Source organism: Chryseobacterium sp. JJR-5R (genome assembly GCF_034047335.1).
Lineage (GTDB): Bacteria > Bacteroidota > Bacteroidia > Flavobacteriales > Weeksellaceae > Chryseobacterium.
Window position 1 is genome coordinate 1103261 of record NZ_CP139137.1, and the last position, 17038, is coordinate 1120298.

General features: G+C 36.5%; 19 protein-coding genes, 3 tRNA genes and 1 pseudogene. 18 read left to right on the plus strand and 5 right to left on the minus strand.

Features of this window, described 5'->3' with window-relative positions; all coding sequences use genetic code 11:
• Positions 1–15: 15 nt before the first annotated feature.
• From SD427_RS05150 to SD427_RS05210, 14 genes are all read left to right on the plus strand, one after another.
• Positions 16–705, plus strand: coding sequence for an OmpA family protein (locus tag SD427_RS05150; RefSeq protein ID WP_320560211.1), 690 nt, complete (start codon positions 16–18; stop codon positions 703–705).
• A 106-nt stretch (positions 706–811) separates the two neighbouring features.
• Positions 812–1699, plus strand: a complete 888-nt coding sequence (locus tag SD427_RS05155; RefSeq protein WP_320560212.1) for a decaprenyl-phosphate phosphoribosyltransferase — start codon at positions 812–814, stop codon at positions 1697–1699.
• Positions 1696–3012, plus strand: a complete 1317-nt coding sequence (locus SD427_RS05160) for an FAD-binding oxidoreductase (protein ID WP_320560213.1) — start codon at positions 1696–1698, stop codon at positions 3010–3012. Before SD427_RS05155 ends, SD427_RS05160 begins: the two co-directional genes overlap by 4 nt.
• Before the next feature lie 5 nt (positions 3013–3017).
• The gene (locus SD427_RS05165) at positions 3018–3743 is read left to right on the plus strand and encodes an SDR family NAD(P)-dependent oxidoreductase (RefSeq protein ID WP_320560214.1); all 726 of its coding nucleotides are present in this window, start codon (positions 3018–3020) and stop codon (positions 3741–3743) included.
• 189 nt (positions 3744–3932) lie between these two features.
• Positions 3933–4520 (plus strand): HAD family hydrolase, encoded by a 588-nt coding sequence (locus SD427_RS05170; RefSeq protein WP_320560215.1) that lies wholly within the window; start codon positions 3933–3935, stop codon positions 4518–4520.
• Positions 4521–4625: 105 nt separating this feature from the next.
• Entirely contained in the window at positions 4626–5801 is a 1176-nt protein-coding gene (locus tag SD427_RS05175) for a cysteine desulfurase family protein (RefSeq protein ID WP_320560216.1), read from the plus strand.
• Between the two features lie 84 nt (positions 5802–5885).
• Positions 5886–6203 (plus strand): thioredoxin, encoded by a 318-nt coding sequence (gene trxA / locus SD427_RS05180; protein WP_027387734.1) that lies wholly within the window; start codon positions 5886–5888, stop codon positions 6201–6203.
• A 145-nt stretch (positions 6204–6348) separates the two neighbouring features.
• A tRNA-Asp gene (locus SD427_RS05185) sits at positions 6349–6422 on the plus strand.
• Positions 6423–6458: 36 nt separating this feature from the next.
• A tRNA-Asp gene (locus SD427_RS05190) sits at positions 6459–6532 on the plus strand.
• Positions 6533–6568: 36 nt separating this feature from the next.
• Positions 6569–6642 (plus strand) — tRNA-Asp (locus SD427_RS05195).
• Positions 6643–7080: 438 nt separating this feature from the next.
• Positions 7081–7476, plus strand: coding sequence for an Arm DNA-binding domain-containing protein (locus tag SD427_RS05200; RefSeq protein WP_320560217.1), 396 nt, complete (start codon positions 7081–7083; stop codon positions 7474–7476).
• Complete coding sequence (locus tag SD427_RS19045) at positions 7463–7744, plus strand: phage integrase SAM-like domain-containing protein (RefSeq protein ID WP_414017716.1); 282 nt, start codon at positions 7463–7465, stop codon at positions 7742–7744. The genes SD427_RS05200 and SD427_RS19045 overlap by 14 nt, the downstream gene beginning before the upstream one ends.
• Positions 7745–7948: 204 nt before the next feature.
• Positions 7949–8170: a hypothetical protein gene (locus SD427_RS05205; RefSeq protein ID WP_320560218.1), complete on the plus strand. Its 222-nt coding sequence runs from the start codon at positions 7949–7951 to the stop codon at positions 8168–8170.
• A 404-nt stretch (positions 8171–8574) separates the two neighbouring features.
• Positions 8575–9225, plus strand: coding sequence for a M1 family aminopeptidase (locus tag SD427_RS05210; protein ID WP_320560219.1), 651 nt, complete (start codon positions 8575–8577; stop codon positions 9223–9225).
• Between the two features lie 703 nt (positions 9226–9928).
• On the opposite strand, the gene SD427_RS05215 is transcribed toward SD427_RS05210, so the two are convergent.
• Positions 9929–10525: a hypothetical protein gene (locus tag SD427_RS05215; protein ID WP_320560220.1), complete on the minus strand. Its 597-nt coding sequence runs from the start codon at positions 10523–10525 to the stop codon at positions 9929–9931.
• A gap of 753 nt (positions 10526–11278) precedes the next feature.
• Here SD427_RS05215 and SD427_RS05220 point away from each other — a divergent pair.
• On the plus strand, positions 11279–11404 hold the full coding sequence (locus SD427_RS05220; RefSeq protein ID WP_320560221.1) for a hypothetical protein: 126 nt from the start codon (positions 11279–11281) through the stop codon (positions 11402–11404).
• A gap of 192 nt (positions 11405–11596) precedes the next feature.
• Here SD427_RS05220 and SD427_RS05225 read toward each other — a convergent pair.
• Positions 11597–11746 (minus strand): annotated as a pseudogene (locus tag SD427_RS05225) (transposase); the annotation flags it as partial.
• A 655-nt stretch (positions 11747–12401) separates the two neighbouring features.
• Here SD427_RS05225 and SD427_RS05230 point away from each other — a divergent pair.
• Both SD427_RS05230 and SD427_RS05235 read left to right on the plus strand, forming a co-directional pair.
• The gene (locus SD427_RS05230) at positions 12402–12578 is read left to right on the plus strand and encodes a hypothetical protein (protein ID WP_320560223.1); all 177 of its coding nucleotides are present in this window, start codon (positions 12402–12404) and stop codon (positions 12576–12578) included.
• 44 nt (positions 12579–12622) lie between these two features.
• Positions 12623–13666 carry a L,D-transpeptidase gene (locus SD427_RS05235; RefSeq protein WP_320560224.1) on the plus strand — a complete coding sequence of 348 codons (1044 nt, stop codon included), beginning with the start codon at positions 12623–12625 and terminating at the stop codon, positions 13664–13666.
• Positions 13667–13677: 11 nt separating this feature from the next.
• On the opposite strand, the gene SD427_RS05240 is transcribed toward SD427_RS05235, so the two are convergent.
• The 3 genes from SD427_RS05240 to SD427_RS05250 form a co-directional block, all read right to left on the minus strand.
• Positions 13678–14205 carry a hypothetical protein gene (locus tag SD427_RS05240; protein ID WP_320560225.1) on the minus strand — a complete coding sequence of 176 codons (528 nt, stop codon included), beginning with the start codon at positions 14203–14205 and terminating at the stop codon, positions 13678–13680.
• A gap of 4 nt (positions 14206–14209) precedes the next feature.
• Positions 14210–15535, minus strand: a complete 1326-nt coding sequence (locus tag SD427_RS05245) for a PDZ domain-containing protein (RefSeq protein WP_320560226.1) — start codon at positions 15533–15535, stop codon at positions 14210–14212.
• Positions 15536–15710: 175 nt separating this feature from the next.
• A complete protein-coding gene (locus SD427_RS05250; RefSeq protein ID WP_320560227.1) occupies positions 15711–16349 on the minus strand; it encodes an alpha/beta hydrolase in 639 nt (212 codons plus the stop codon).
• Positions 16350–16570: 221 nt separating this feature from the next.
• On the opposite strand from SD427_RS05250, the gene SD427_RS05255 reads away from it, so the two are divergent.
• Complete coding sequence (locus SD427_RS05255) at positions 16571–17026, plus strand: hypothetical protein (RefSeq protein WP_320560228.1); 456 nt, start codon at positions 16571–16573, stop codon at positions 17024–17026.
• Positions 17027–17038 lie beyond the last annotated feature (12 nt).

A 17038-nucleotide genomic window follows, 5' to 3' on the forward strand; every position in this document is an offset into this window, starting at 1 on the left:
TAAACATTAAACAAAATGAAATTTACTAAAACATACATAGGAGCACTTTTCTTATCATCAGCTTTGTTGCTGACCAGCTGTGAGGCAGTACAGAATTCCAATCACCAGCAGAGAGGTACTGCAGTAGGGGTGGCATCCGGAGCTGTGCTGGGAGGAATCTTAGGGAATAACGTAGGAAGAGGAGGAAACGGTGCAATCGGTGCCGTACTTGGAGGTATTGTAGGTGGCGTTGCCGGGAATGTGATCGGTAATAAAATGGATAAGCAGGCGAGAGAGATTAAAGAGACCTTGCCGGGGGCTGAAGTGGAAAGAGTAGGGGATGGTATTAAAATCACACTGAATGAAAGCATCGTTAACTTTGATTTTAATTCTTCCGCATTAACCAGCGTTGCCAAAACAAACTTAGATAAACTGGCTCAGGTCTTAACCAATAATCCTGATACAAACATTAATATCTACGGACATACAGACAGCAAAGGTACAGACGAATACAATATGAACCTTTCCGAAAGAAGAGCGGATGCCGTAAGATCTTACCTATCTGGAAAAGGAATTGCATCGGGTAGGTTGTTTGCAAAAGGGGAAGGAGAAGCCATGCCGGTTGCTACCAATGATACAGATGCAGGGAGAGCAAAAAACAGAAGAGTGGAATTTGCAATTACCGCGAACGAAAAAATGATTAATGAAGCTCAGCAGGGGCAGTAATTATTTAACATATAAATATTTTCTAAAATAACCGCTTTTGCGGTTATTTTTATATTTTTATGCTGCTATTTTTTAAATCACTATTTTTGCATCTGAACTCGCATAAATGAAGAAATATTTAAAACTGCTCCGTGTGGAGCAATGGGTGAAAAACCTGTTTGTTTTTGTTCCTCTGTTCTTTTCAGGTAATATCAAAAACCTTGATTTACTGACTAAAAGTGTTTTTGCTTTTATCATCTTCTCATTAGCAGCCAGCGTTGTTTATATTTTAAATGACTACAATGATATTGAAGCAGACAGAAAACATCCGGAAAAAAGAAAAAGGCCATTAGCTAGCGGTGCAATCTCAAAACCGCAGGCCATAGGTATCTTTGCAGGGCTTGTTATTGCAGACATAGCACTGGTATTTTTTGCCCAGGCTTATTTTCAGGAAAACTTATGGAAGTTTGCGACCATCGTAGGCTTTTATTTTGTAATGAACCTTGCCTATACCTTTAAATTAAAGCATGTTCCTATTATTGATATTTCAATTATCGCCATCGGTTTTGTACTCAGGGTACTGGCCGGAGGATACATGACGGGGATCAGCATCTCACAGTGGGCTATCCTGCTGACTTTTGTCCTGGCATTGGTACTGGCCATAGGCAAGCGGAGAGGAGAATTGATCAATGCACAGGTCTCAGGAAAAACAAGGCGGGCACTGGATGGGTATAATGTACAGTTTGCAGATATTGCCCTTTCTATTTCCGTAACACTGGCCATTATGTGTTACCTGATGTTTACATTGTCACCCGAAGTGCAGGCAAGATTCCATTCCCGGGTTTTTTATACCGTGATTTTTGTTGTTTTTGCTTTTTTAAGATACCTGCAGCAGACCCTGGTATACAACAGGACAGAATCTCCTACCAAAATTGTTTACAGAGACAGATATATCCAGATCACATTATTATTGTGGGTTGCTGCATTTTTAATTCAAATCTACTTTAAAAAATGAAGCCGAATTTTATACAGAAGGTCACCAATTGGGGCAATTATCCCATAGTGGAAAAAGAAATGAAGTCGGATGACAGTTTCCGGAAAATAAAAGAATTTATACGGGATCATAATGAAGTCATCGCAAGAGGAAACGGCAGATGTTATGGTGATGCTTCATTGGGAGAACATATATTTTCAACGAAAAAATTAAATAAATTCATTAGTTTTGACCGCCTGAACGGGGTTATTGAGTGTGAATCCGGCGTTCTTCTTTCGGACGTGCTCGAGATTTCGGTTCCGCAGGGATATTTCCTGTATGTAACGCCGGGGACGAAATTCGTTTCTGTAGGCGGAGCCATTGCATCTGATGTGCACGGAAAAAACCACCATGCAGAAGGCTGTTTTTCAGAATATGTCATCGAATTTAAACTGATGGTTGAAAACGGTGAAATCATCACCTGTTCAAGAGAGGAAAATGCAGATAAATTCTGGTCTGCCATTGGAGGAATGGGACTAACCGGAATCATACTGACGGCAAAATTCAAGCTTAAAAATATAGAATCTGCTTACATCCGCCAGGAAAGCATCAAAGCAGAAAACCTGGATGAAATTTTCAGGCTGTTTGATGAAAGTGAAAGCTGGACGTATACCGTAGCCTGGATCGACTGTCTTCAGAAAGGGAAAAATATAGGAAGAAGTATCCTCATGAGAGGGGAACACGCTTTTCAGCATGAGCTTCCTCAGAATCTAAGAGAGAAGCCTCTGCGGTTAAAGAAGAAGTTTGAGCCGACAGTCCCTTTCTACTTTCCGGGGTTTGTTTTAAATGCCCTTACAGTAAAGCTCTTCAATCTGCTGTATTTTAACAAGCAGAGAAAAAAAGAGATTAACAATTTCACCGACTACGAAACATTTTTCTACCCTTTGGATGCCGTTCATGAATGGAACAGGATCTACGGGAAATCAGGGTTTATCCAGTACCAGATGGTGATTCCTAAGGAAACCGGCAAAGAAGGGATGAGGAAAATCCTGGAAACCATTGCCCACAGCGGAAACGGGTCTTTTTTAGCCGTTCTTAAGCTGTTTGGCAGACACAATCCGGAAGCTTATAATTCTTTCCCTGTGGAAGGCTATACGCTTGCCCTGGACTTTAAGGTCAACTCAAAACTGAAAAAACTGGTAGATCAGCTCGACCAGATTGTAGAAGAATTCGGCGGCAGGATTTACCTTACCAAAGACAGCATGAGCAGGTCTTCCCTTACAAATTACCTTAGGAATACCGAAAGCTCAAAATTTGTGTCCTTACAGCACAAAAGAATCTTAAATAACAAGTAAATCAAATGATCGTTTTAGGAAGTACATCGGAAGTTGCTCAGGCTTTTGTGGAAGAAGCCCTCAACAAAGGAGAAAAATTTGAAAAAATCTATCTGTTAACCTCAAACAGAGAAACTACCGAAAGATTTGCACGGCATATTGATGTGAAGTTTCTTCAGCAGGCAGAAGTTATTGAACTGGACCTGATGAAAGAAATCGATTATACACGGTTTGAAAAGATCAGTTCCGGGCTTTTGTTCTGTGCAACCGGTTATCTGGGTGAAGGAACTGAAGAAGGTTTATATGATAATAAAAATACCGAAAGGATTATTGATATCAATTACTCCAAATTGGTTCCTGTAATGAATTATTTTGCCCACAAATTCGAAAGCAGAAGATCAGGAACCATCATCGGGCTTTCATCTGTAGCAGGTGACCGCGGCAGGCAGAGTAATTTTATTTACGGGAGCGCTAAAGCAGCATTTACCGCTTACCTGAGTGGGCTGAGGAATTATCTTTTTGATAAAAAAGTGCATGTCATGACGGTAAAACCCGGATTTATGGCAACCAAAATGACCGAAGGGCTGCCGCTGAACCCGAAATTAACGGCCACCCCGAAACAGGCTGCCGCTTCTATTTTTGCAGCCTATAAAAAACAGAAGAATGTTGCTTATGTATTGCCGATATGGGGAATCATTATGATGATCATCAGGAATATCCCTGAATTTATATTCAAGAAACTGAAGCTTTGATCTGACAGATTAAAAACCTTCATTTTTAAAAAAAAAAATAAGAAAAGGTAGAATACAGACGTTATCAATACGCTTATGCTTTAAATTTATCCTGCTCTGTTGCATTCAACCGGTAAGATTTTAAACGGATTGAAGGGCTTCTGAAATATATTTGCAGCCTTTATGTTAAATAAAAATTAATTAAAATAAATGAAAAAACTGTATTGCTTTGATTTTGATGGTACATTAACTTACAAGGATACGATGTTTATGTATCTGAAATTTTATGATCCCACAAAATTCCGGCTGCAGTTTCTAAGACATGTTCCGCTTTTTATTTTATTGAAACTGAAGCTTGCTGAAACGGAAAAGGTAAAGAAAAGCTTTATCGGATCCATTCTCAAAGGACAGACCCGGGAAAAAATTGAAAAAAAATCCCTCCAGTTTTTTGAAGCGCACTATCCTAAAATTGTCCGGGAAAATGCACTGGATTTTATCCGGAATATTGACCGTGAAAATACCCAAAGCCTTATGGTTACCGCTTCACTTGACATTTGGGCAAAACCTTTTGCAGACGCCTTTCAGATGCAGCTCGTTTCCACAAAAGCAGAATTTAAAAACGGTATTTTTACCGGGAATTTCATTGGCAGAAACTGCAACGGAAAAGAGAAACTGGAAAGAATCCGGTCTGAAATCAGCGATACCAGATATGATAAAATTATCGCATTCGGGGATACTTCCGGAGATAAGCCGATGCTTGCCTGGGCAAATGAGGGACATTATCAATTTTTTCACTAATTTTGAACAGTGAAATTAGATTGATAAGAATTCAGGCAGATAATTGTTTTTTCCTTACAATCAGAACTGTTACATATTCCGTACAAATTAAATATTCAAAGTGAAATGAATAAAATATACCTAGATAACGCTGCTACAACGCCTCTTTCGGAAGAAGTTATCGATGCAATGGTGGGGACCATGAGAATGAATTTCGGTAACCCGTCTTCAACGCATAGTTTCGGACAGGAAGCAAAGATCCTTATCGAAAACGTAAGGCGTCAGGTGGCAGACTATCTCCATGTGACCCCGGCTGAGATCATCTTTACCTCGTGCGGTACAGAATCCAACAACATGATCATCAAATCCTGTGTTGAACATCTTGGCGTAGAAAGGATCATCAGTTCCCCTCTGGAGCATAAATGCGTATCTGAAAGTATCCTGGATATGAAAAGCAGAAAAGGGGTGGAGGTAAACTATATCCGTCCCAATCAGAAAGGGGATATTGACCTTCACAAGCTGGAAGAGCTTTTAAAAGCTTCCGATAAGAAAACGTTGGTAAGCCTGATGCATGTTAACAACGAGATCGGAAATATTTATGACATTAAAAAAATAGCAGAGCTGTGCAAGGAAAACAATGCGCTTTTCCATTCTGATACGGTACAGACTATGGCGCACATGAATCTGGATTTCTCCGATATAAAGGTTGATTTTGCTTCGTGCAGTGCCCATAAGTTTCACGGACCTAAAGGCGTGGGTTTTGCCTTTATCAGGAAGTCCAGCGGTTTGAAGGGGATTATTACAGGAGGCCCTCAGGAAAGAACGTTGAGAGCAGGTACGGAAAACGTAGCGGGAATTGTCGGTCTGGGGAAAGCTTTGGAACTGTCTCTTGCCCACCTGGAAGACTATACCATCCATATGCAGGAAATCAAAAGATATGCTGCCGAAAAGCTTACAGCAGAAATTCCCGGGATTAAATTCAACGGGAGAAGTGCTGAGATGGAAAACAGCCTTTATACGGTTTTAAGTGCTTTATTGCCTTACAAAAATCCGTTGATCGGGCTTCAGCTGGACATGAAAGGGATTGCGGTTTCTCAGGGCAGTGCATGTTCATCAGGGGCATCCAGGCCTTCAATGGTAATGATGATGGTTTTATCAGAAGATGAAATGGATGACTGTACACCGCTGAGGATCTCATTCAGCCATATGACGACCAAGGAAGATATCGATGCGCTGGCTGATGCCCTGAAGGAAATTTCGGAAGGTTTTGTTATAGAAAATACAAATGTTGAGCATAGATAACAATATGCTGCAAATGGTGTAATTTTGGTGGCATATTTAACAAAGGAACAGTTAGAAATAATATTAATTAATAAAAAAAATAAAATGGCTTTAGAAATTACGGACAGCTCATTTCAGGACACGGTTTTAAAATCAGATAAACCGGTATTGGTAGACTTTTGGGCAGTATGGTGCGGACCTTGCAGAACCTTGGGACCGATTATTGAAGAAGTAGCAACAGATTTTGAAGGGAAAGCGGTAGTAGGAAAAGTAGATGTTGACAACAATCAGGAAATTTCTATGAAGTACGGTATCAGAAATATCCCTACGGTTCTTATTTTTAAGAACGGTGAAGTGGTAGACAAATTGGTAGGTGTAGCTCCAAAAGAGGTGATTGCAGAAAAATTAAGTGCACACTTATAAAAATAATAAGTTTGATAATGAATGCCTTCCGTTTCAGGGAGGCATTTTTTTTGAAAATAGTTTGTATGTAACGAAAAAAGTTGTACTTTTGCCATCACAAAAAAGAAGCGAAGTTCTTTAACAAGAAACAACATTTAAGAAATTTGATCCGGTAGTTCAGCTGGTTAGAATGCCGCCCTGTCACGGCGGAGGTCGCGGGTTCGAGTCCCGTCCGGATCGCAAAAGTTTTCTTCAATTTACTTTTAAAACAAAATTGATCCGGTAGTTCAGCTGGTTAGAATGCCGCCCTGTCACGGCGGAGGTCGCGGGTTCGAGTCCCGTCCGGATCGCAGAAAGTTTTCATCAATTTACTTTAAAACAAAATTGATCCGGTAGTTCAGCTGGTTAGAATGCCGCCCTGTCACGGCGGAGGTCGCGGGTTCGAGTCCCGTCCGGATCGCAACTATTAAAACAAAATAGTGCAGAACGCTTTAAAACGTATGTTTTAAAGCGTTTTTTGTTTTATGCCTGTTCAAATAGAGCTAAAAATTAACAATATAGAAGTGACCTATTCATTGACCAAAGAAAATCTGCATAAAGCAGGTCACTGAAAATTTGAATATTCAATTCGATAATTTTTAAAATTATCAATCGAAGAAGTGACCTTGGTCAGTGGACCTGTATATTTAGATAAAATAGGTTACTAAAAACTAGAATATTTGGCGGAATGGTTTATCGGATTGTTAATCCATATTGACCCATTACAGTGACCTTCTCAATCGGTCTGTCTAAGGTCACTGAATGTCTGGAATATCCCTCTGATAAGCCAGTTCAGAAAGTGAATATCTTGTTAATATGTTTTACTGAAGTTAATTTTAAACTTTTAAAAGACAAATAAATGAACAAGACATTTAATTTACTTTTTTATGTAAAAAAGTCCAAGATAAATTTGGAAGGAGAGGCTCCCGTTTATTTGAGAATTACAATTGATGGTAAAGTATGCGAGATAAGCACCAAACTTAGCATACAAATTTCTAAATGGATTTCCAAGGCGCAAAAAGTGTCCGGGTCGACAGAGGCAGCCAAGCCATTTAATTTTTATCTCAAAACTTTTGAACAAAAGGTATACGACACCTATAACGTATTGTTGAGAAATGAGGGTGTCGTTACTAGTCAAATACTTAAAAATAAAATTTTAGGTACCGTTGAGAGAGCCAGAACATTAATCCACATTTTCCGGGATCATAATGATCGTATGGAAAAGCTGGTAGGATTTGAGTTTGCTAAAGGTTGAGTTTGCTAAAGGTACTTTAACACGTTATAAAACTTGTCTGAATCATACTCAAGAATTTCTTTTATGGAAGTACAATCTTTCTGAAATAGACATCAAAAAAGTAGATTACGGCTTTCTTAGTGATTTTGAAATGTTTTTAAGAACGGAAAAGAAATGCAACAACAATTCAGCAGTAAAATATGTTAAGAATTTTGGGGAAATTATCAGAATCTGTATAGCCAATGGGTGGCTAGAAAAGGATCCGTTTGTTCATTACAGCTTGAAGTGACAAATATTCTACTCACTGACTTTTACATTGCTTTTTATCTTTGTTGCCAGTCAAAAAGGTTCATCGATGAGCTATGAACTTAATTAGGATGGTCAAAGCAGTATCTTAAAAGTTGATCTCGAATATTCAACTGTTGATACAAATGCTACTATATTCCGTTTTGGTGATCCTTATTTTGGAGGTCAAAGTGATATATTTAATGTTTTGGACAATATTAAAAGTTCAGAATCAGAAGAAATTAATATTGATGGTTCCCAGAATCTTATCACTGTTAAGCATAAAAGAGCAAACAAACATAAAATTTCATATGAAATTAATGGTACTGTTGCTGCAAATAATGGTAATGCTGCCATAACGAAAGAACTTTTTCGTCCTGTAATTAATAAGGGGCAGTTTATATTTGCTATCCGGATTTTTTATGTTTAGCCTTAAAAATTTACAGGTTACAAAGGCAAGCTTGAAATTTAGTAGTATATCTGCCGGAATGAAAAGTTTTTACTCCTGGGATCCTGATGCAGATGCAACCAAGACCAGCATTATTCCGATAGATGATCTTAAAACTGTCTTTATTGCAATTGGGAATGATCTTCAAATACAAAAGTACTTTTCAAAAAAAACAATATAGTACTCTCTAACATCAAATAATGATTCAGAAAATAATATTCAATCTTTGACGCAACCGTTTTCTGAAAATTATTTTCCTAGCCTGAACTCTTATTGGAAAAGTGACATGGGAAAATATTACTATTTGCATGTCAATTCTTTAAATTCAGCACATAAAAATTTTGCAGGCGGATTAGGTTGGGGTTCCGGTTTTATCATGAAGTATTATGGACCAATTTAACTCTGAAAAAAAAATTGTCATTGCTCATGAATCATCACATCTTTGGATAGGGCAAAGGATGATGATTGGTAATGATAATTTTGATCATCAGTGGTTTGGTGAAGGCTTTAATGGTTATATATGTTATATAAATCTGCTTAATTCAGGTATTTTTTCAGAGAAAGAATTTATTAATGAAGCTAATAAAAAGATCTTTAGTCCTCATTACAGCAATCAATATAGATCTTTACCAAATGATTCTATAGCTAAACTCTATTTAAAAGACCAAGAGGTACAAAGACTTCCCTATACAAGAGGATGGATCTATGCATTTTATCTTGATAATCAAATTAGTTTTGCTAGCAAAGGAAGGAAAAGCCTGAGGGATTTTCTTCAGAAATTATATAAATTTAATAATAAGCAAAAAAAGAAAAACAGCAACTATAATCTTGCTCTAGAAGATTTTAAGAAAATACTGTCAGAATATCTACCCCAAAATCAAGTGGATTTTGAAATTGGAGAATATATGATAAAAGGCAATTTAATTGATCTATCAACTATGTATTGGTCGAAAGAATTTAACTTTACCTCCCGCGATGATATTCCAACAATTTTTTTAAAAAAGGGGCAACATCTAAAAAACTTTTATTCATGGTAAAGAATCTGTAATATTTTAACTATAAATAATCATTGCTTAAGATTATTCTCCATAATTTTAAGTCTATTTAAAACGTTTATAAGTAAGTTTTTAGTTAACAATTTATCCTTGTTACTTTCAATTTTCTTGGAATATAGAATCTTCTTAGTGCCTTTAAAAATTAAATAAAGAAGATATCTAAGTAATCTCCTCGTACTTTTTATTGAATGAATATTAATGAAGGTGCGTAAAAGTATCATTAACAATTCTTCGCTATCTTCTTTATTAAGAATATATTCGGATACAAAAATATACGCTCTATATTGTATTCGGCATATATTTCTTTAAATCCATCCTTTTGCAATATGTATGTCGATATTAAAACTCGATATTGCAATGTATCCGCAACTGAGGTCGGTTCTATTAAATTTATGTTAATTTAAATTTATACACATTTTATACTAAAAAAGTGATGATGCATTTTAATTACATTTAAAAAGTCGACATGCAAATTGAGATTGAAAACAAAACCTTATCACAAATAGTACCGGCTAGCATTGCAAGATATTGACATGTATGTGCTGTCTCGTTTATAGCAGCACATTTATTAATTAATTATAGATTTTTTTTACCTCTTTCTACAGGTATAGGGATTGATTCATTTTGGTTTTTAGTAAAAAACTCTGTAAAGATTTAGGTTTAAAAGAGGTAGTTGCCACTATGTTTATGGGTTGCTAATATCCGTTCTATTGTCTGCAGCAACATATTTTTTATTTATAAATAATACGTCTACTGTGACATTGCTTTCATTCAGATTATAAATATCTCCTGTAATTCGCCAGTTTCCGCCATCGACTGATCTTGCCATATATCCAAACTGCCTTTCTGAGTTGGGAACACTTGCATCGGTTGGAAATTGATTGTTCACATTCTGAATACTGTAGGTATATCTGATATTAGATACTACAGCTTCCCACTTCGCACAGGTCATTCCTGTATCGAAGCCACCGCCAACGATGCCAACAGGAAAATCTCCAACTAAATATCTACGGATAACAAACATTGAGGTTGAAGCATCAGTTGTAACACCTGTGGCAGCAGGAACGGGATCTCCTTCTTTATAGTCAACATCACCAGTGTTGCTATTTTGAACTAAGACTCGTGCATAGTTGGTATTAGTTGCTTCATCAGAAGTTGTTCTTAATCTGAAAGATCCATTTACATCTAAAGTTCTCGTTGGTGTCGTTGTACCAATACCAACCTGCGAGTTTAATGTTGCAGCAAAAAATAGCCCTAGAAGCGCAGTAAATTGTTTTGTCATAATGTATAATTTTTTAATGAAATTTTTAAGAAGTATAGTTGATTTATATTATTAATCTATATAAGTTTTTCTACTAAATTTAATTGATTGTTTCAAATACATTTTGCTCTAAAATTGTATTTCTTATTGCGTTCGGTAAGTATATTTTAGGATTAAAAGTGATTCCTGATCAATTTTAATCCTATTAATTTTCCCATTTGAAAAATTCTTGCCGCTAACAAGGTTTTTTACTAATAAGAAAAATATGCTACAATTCACAAATAAAAATTAGATGAACAAATTCATAAGTTTTTTTAAAAAGATGAGATAATAAATTTTAAATATTTTGAAATAATCTATTTTCGAATATATATTAACTTCAGATTGAGTAATAAGAAGTGGTCGAATATAGAGAATATAAAAGTTAGATTTTGTACAAAATATTGAAAATATGTATTTTATACATTTGAAAATATAAGATAATTAATATGAAAATTACTTTTATTTTTAAAATATCTCAAATTATAATGAATAGTTATATTTTATTATTTTTCAATTATTAATTATATGCAAATATTATTATTAAATATGTAATAGTATTGAAATGATTGATATTTTATATTTTAAACCTTAATTATTTTATTAAATGAATTATTTATTGATAAAAATAATTATTAATGAATAGTTTAAACTTGCTGTCCTTATAGTTCATTGATAAATATTTCTTTATAACAGTATGTCAGGAAAATACGGGAGAACTAATCACAGACTAGTATGGAAAAAGCATGGGAACATTTTAAAAATATAAAAAGTAAGATTGATAAAAACCTTTTTAAAAGTGCTTACAAAGATCTTCGTTTAGGTATAGGTTCATTTGAAAATAATATAAAAGAGAAATAACTGCATATGATGAAAAGTTTATACGCATTCCGTGTTCTAATTCGGAGTAAACAACCAGTTCCCGCTTATCGGAAGGTGTCAAAGTTTTTGCGATCACATCTTTCATCACAACATTTTCCAAAGTAAGTTATGCCACAATTTTTTTTTCTGCGCGAGTTGTTTCTCAAATTCTTTCATTTTTGAGAGTTGTTATACATCCAAACCACCATATTTGCTTTTCCATTTGTAAAATGTCGGCTGACTGATGCCGTGTTCTCGGCAAATCTCCTTCACTGTCTCACCTTGATTTTGCTCAGATAAGATCTTGATGATCTTAACTTCTGAAAATTTACTGTTTTTCATAGTTTTCCAAATCTAAAAACTATATTTTTAATTGTTCCGATTTCTAGGGAAAATTAAAAAATCTTTTTAATTTTATTTCGAAGGTTTTACAGATCGATATTTTATTCTCCCATAATCATTATATTTTTTTCATTACGTCTACTTCTCACATTGAGCTTATATTTTATAAATGAAGTCAGAAGAATTATTGAAGTTAATAGAAATATATTGAGAGAATACTTTCTAAAATCAATCATTGAATAATCAAAAAATAAGTATTTTTTAAATTCATTTGGCAATGCAACGAATACAATATTGACAAACAATATGAAAATTATTATTTTATTTTGTACAGTATTCCAATTAAAAAATTGGTTTAAAAATCTTGCCATAGTAATATGCTTTTAAAATTTAACAAAGCTCTTCACAGAACAATCATCATTGAAATAAGTTTCAGCCGCGCTTTATTGACTTTTGTTGAAAAGTTGTGCTCTAAAATTGAGCATAATTCTGTACTTTTATACCCTTGACTGGTATTTGTGTACTTAGTTGAATGCCTAGGAAACATCCTCTAAGTTACTAAATGTTAGTCAATTATGCAAATAAAAACCACCTTATTTTACTGATTTTCAAAGGGTTATACGTTTTTGCCATGTACTAAAATTTTGTTTATATTTTGTATTCTTTAAGCAGAGACGTTTATTACAAAGGGTTTTCCGAGAATGTAGACAAGTGCCTGACTTATCACCTCACTTCCACAGGTAAGTATACTTCCGGTACGGAAGACTGGGACATTGTGTATTCCCGTTTTCTTACAGTAATTTACCTGAGCATTTTTATTATCTCTGTTTAGGTCTGATATTTGCATAAATAGCAGGACAAAGATCAAATGTATCAATGAAAAACATACCTATAAAAAAATCATTTTTATTCACTTTATGTATCGCTTTAATGCTGGTTTCCTGTAAGAAGGAAATGGAAAAAATCAATGATAAAATGAATGATACGGCTGCTTCTGTCACAGAAAATTCAGACAATGAGGAAAAAGACTCGGTAATTGCAGAAAGAGATTCAGTAATCCAGAAAGAATCTCTGCCTCCGGCTATGCAGGAAGACGGCTTCTACAATGCCTTTATCTTCCCGAAAGATAAAAAGATGAAAGATTCCTTATTTGCTGTTTTTAATAAGAAATATTCTGAAAAAGAGCGGTATGCGATCCTGGCTTTGAATAGGCTGGATTCAAAAAACAAATGGAATGCCGACACCTTGGTCGTACCGGCAAAAATAGATACGACGCTGATGGAATATTCACCTTTTCCGATGCAGATCGATGTATTGAGCCCCGTGAAGAAATTCGTGGTTTTTTCATATCCTATCCAAGCGTACGGCGTATATTCAAACGGGACACTGGTTAAGTGGGGGCCTACCAGTATGGGTAAAAAGAATGCCAAGACCAAAACGGGTTTAACATTCGCCAACTGGAAAAAGCAGCTTGCTATTTCTACCGTAAGCAGCGAATGGAAACTGCCTTATAATTTTAATATTTTCAATCTGGACGGCATCGGGTGGCACCAATACGACCTTCCGGGATATCCTGCTTCGCATTCATGCCTTCGTTTGTTGATGAAAGATGCCAAGTGGCTGTACGGATATGCAGAAACCTGGGTGCTGAACCCCGGAGGAGCAACCACAAAAGCCAGAGGGACACCTGTCCTGGTCTACGGAGACTATAAATGGGGCGGAAGAAAGCCCTGGAGAAAACTCCTCGATGATCCCAATGCCAACAGCATTTCAGTAGAAGATATGTCCAGAATGATTGAACCCAATATCGAAAAAATCCTGAAGGAACAGGATAACAGGGAAAAGGTAGTGGATTCGATCAGGGCGGCAAAAGCTGTATTGGAGCAGATGCCGGAGAACCCAAGAACCGAATCACCTTAACCGCAGCACCGTTAATCATCTGTTTTTTCAAAATGCAATGTGGATTCCTCAGCAAACCTTCTGAGTTTCAGCATTTCGTCCCTGCCTTTGTACTGCCCGAATCTTGCCGCGGAATAAGTAAGGGCAATGCAGGCGAGCATAACGAATGATGCCGTAAGCGCCCATGGGAAATCATTGCTGTTGATTTGTTTTTCAACATAGTACATTGAAAAAAAGACCATCCAGAATATAGAAAAAGTAAAATATAGAAACATAAAAAAAGTCCAGACCGCAGAACTGGGGCCGAATACGCCTAAGACTGCGGTTTTTTCATCCTCGGTTTCTATTCTTAAAGAAAGCCTCGGTTTCCAGTAGTTATCATCCGGTGTCTCCACGCAGATCGTAGCGATCTCCTTATTGATGTTTCCGGAAAATTCATCTTTATGCTCTGAAAGGTATTTTTTAAGATTATCGGCATATTCCTCCTTTGTTAAGTCTGTAAACATCGTAAATCTTGGCCGGGTCCTGATTTTATCCAGTGTTGTTTCTTCTGTATTCATAGTATTATTCCTGATAAGGTATTGGGTCTTCTAAGATAAAACTTAGCGTCATAGGTTTATTTTTTCTTTCAATGAGCATCTCTATTGTCCTGCCTTCCGCTGATTTCATGATCTCTATGATCCGTTGTAAAGTCATATCTGCAGTTTTCTTGCCATTAATGCTGATCAGCCTGTCATCCTTCATGAATCCTGCTCGGGCACCCGGTGAATCTTTACGTACGCCGGCGATGGAAAAGGCAGGTTTTAATACAAAATGGTACTGTAGATTGTTGTTAATAACCTCAACACTTCCGTTGGGGCTTTCTTTCGTTTTTGCCGGCAGGTTTACCAGGTCTTTAGCCCATTCCGTTCCGTCCTGTCTGAAATCAAGCCCGCTCATATTAAAATGGAAAGGATCATCAAAATTGCGGTTTTTCTTTAAATATATTGTCTGCCGTTCATAATCAAAAGCTACAGTAAAACGTTTCATAACCTCACCGCCTACAGAACCTTTCCTGTCTTTAACCCAGTTTACATGCTGGATCGAATATTCATCGGGCATCGCGGCAATCGGTTTTTTAAAGATAAACGGCCCCAGGTAGAAATTACGGATCCGGCTTCTTTTCCCGTAAATGTCCCCGTTAAAGCCCCTCCCTAAAAAGTCATCGATATAGGGCTGTTTATAAACGAAACCCGGGATTACAGCAGGGAAGAGCCATATCGCATCACTGTTCCCGAGATCAATCAGCAATTTTGAATTTTGTTTTTCATCCGTTACTTCCAAATCGGCATACAGGTAAGGTTTTTTTTTCTCGATGCGGAGGCTGAACGATTCATAGTTTTTTACTTTCTTCCTGAAAAGGGCATCATCATTATACACCGTTATTTTTTTCGAGACGTAATCAATGACTACCGGATGGTTTTTGAAAAAATGATAGCCGATAATGCCGTTTACAGGAATTCCCACATGAGAAGAAATATTAAAATCCTGATCGACAATGATAAAAAGCGTCATTGAATCATTTATATAATTTTTTCCGGTCTTTCCTGTATTATGGTCTGAGCGGAAGCCGTCAATACTGGTATTTCCGCCCAATCCGGAAAACTTTATTTTCTCAAGGCTGGCGAGTTTCAGCTCCTCATTTTCAAGGCTGAAGATAGAAGTCTCCGCCACACCTGTATCCAGCAGAAAAGTGAGATCCGCACCGTTAACATTGATGGGAATAAAAATTAAATTCCCGATGAGCCTGAAAGGGATAACTGTTTTTTTAGCATCATGAACCTTAAACGAGCTTTGGGCATTGACCAGAATGCCTAAGAAAAATACCCAGAAATGCCGCTTCAGTTTCATATACTGAATGTACTGAATTTATCCTTGCCTAAATAAAAAACATTCTCAAAAGTGAGAATGTCTGTATATTTTATAATGAATAAAGGGCAATATTGGTTTTCTTAAACCCGTCTGAACTTAATGATAATGACCTGAAAGCAATCCTAATCAAACGTATTAAATCTCTTAACGCATATTATTTTGAAAAGAAATCCATCAGGTCCATGTAGTTTTTCTGGTTCACTCCGTGGCCGCTCATATATTCCCTGAATGTAAAGTAACAGCTGAGGTCGTACAGCAGGTCTGCTGCCTTTCTTCCCCATTCCAGAGGTATCACGGCATCATCCGTTCCGTGGGAAACAAAGAAGCGAAGCTTTTCCAGTTTTTTCTTGTCTTTTACAATAGCAGGCATCAGCTTTTCCTCAGGATAACTGCTTAAACAGGCCACCAGGTTAAACATTTCCGGATACTGCAGAGCCAGTGCATAGCATAAAATCCCGCCCTGGCTGAAACCGCAGAGGTGGGTTTTGCCCTGTGTGATGCCGTAATGATTGATAATTTTTAAAATACTTTCCAGAACGCTGTTCAGTGATCCTGTTGCCTGCGGAACATTGATAAATTCATCCGGGTTATTGAAATTGATGTCATACCAGGAGTATCCCTCAAACTGTGTTGATCCCGGTGCCCTGAAGCTCACGATAATCCAGTCCTGCGGAAGGGTTTCCCGAAAGCTGAAAAGGTCCTGCTCATTGCTTCCGTAGCCGTGAAGCATGAAAAGGACAGAAGTATCAGGCGTAATATGTTCAGGTTCTCTTACGATGTAATCTAAATTCATGATGCAAAGATAAATAATAATGGCTTAATGTAACAGAAACAGGAATTCAAAATAGGTGTTTTATCAGGCTTAAAATGTATAAATCATTTAAACAAAACCTGCCTTAAAATCTTTTATTGATTTGATATTATTTACAATTTTTTGTTGGAAAATTTTCATGAAAGGTATTTTTATATTGATAAAAAACCTATATTTGAACCATTAAAAATCTATTTGGAGAAATGAAGCAATTTTACAAATCAAAAAGTTTACTGAGGCTTTCTTTTTTATTCGCCGTATTATTTTCTGTACTTTCAGTATTTAATTCATGTAAAGATGACGATGATGAGGATGAATTTACAGATCATATTGTTAAGCTTGAAGCCAGGATAATTACAAACGGCCCTCAGTCTCCTCCGACGGGTTCTCCTACAGGTAATTTCAAGACTGTGGTTACCCAGATAGGAACATCACCAAGTACAACTTTTAATCCTACAGGGATTACCTGGTCAACGGGTGATATTTTTGTAAATTCAAGCCAGTCTCAGCTTAATCTGGCGGCAAATGCTGTCCTGCCTTATTCAGATTCGGAATTGATCGTTAATATCTGGGTAGATGGAGAAATTGTAAAAACCAAGAAAGCAGTTGGGGTAGGAGAGAAGAATGTATCTACTTTTTACAGCTTCTTAGAATTGTAAGAATAATTATTA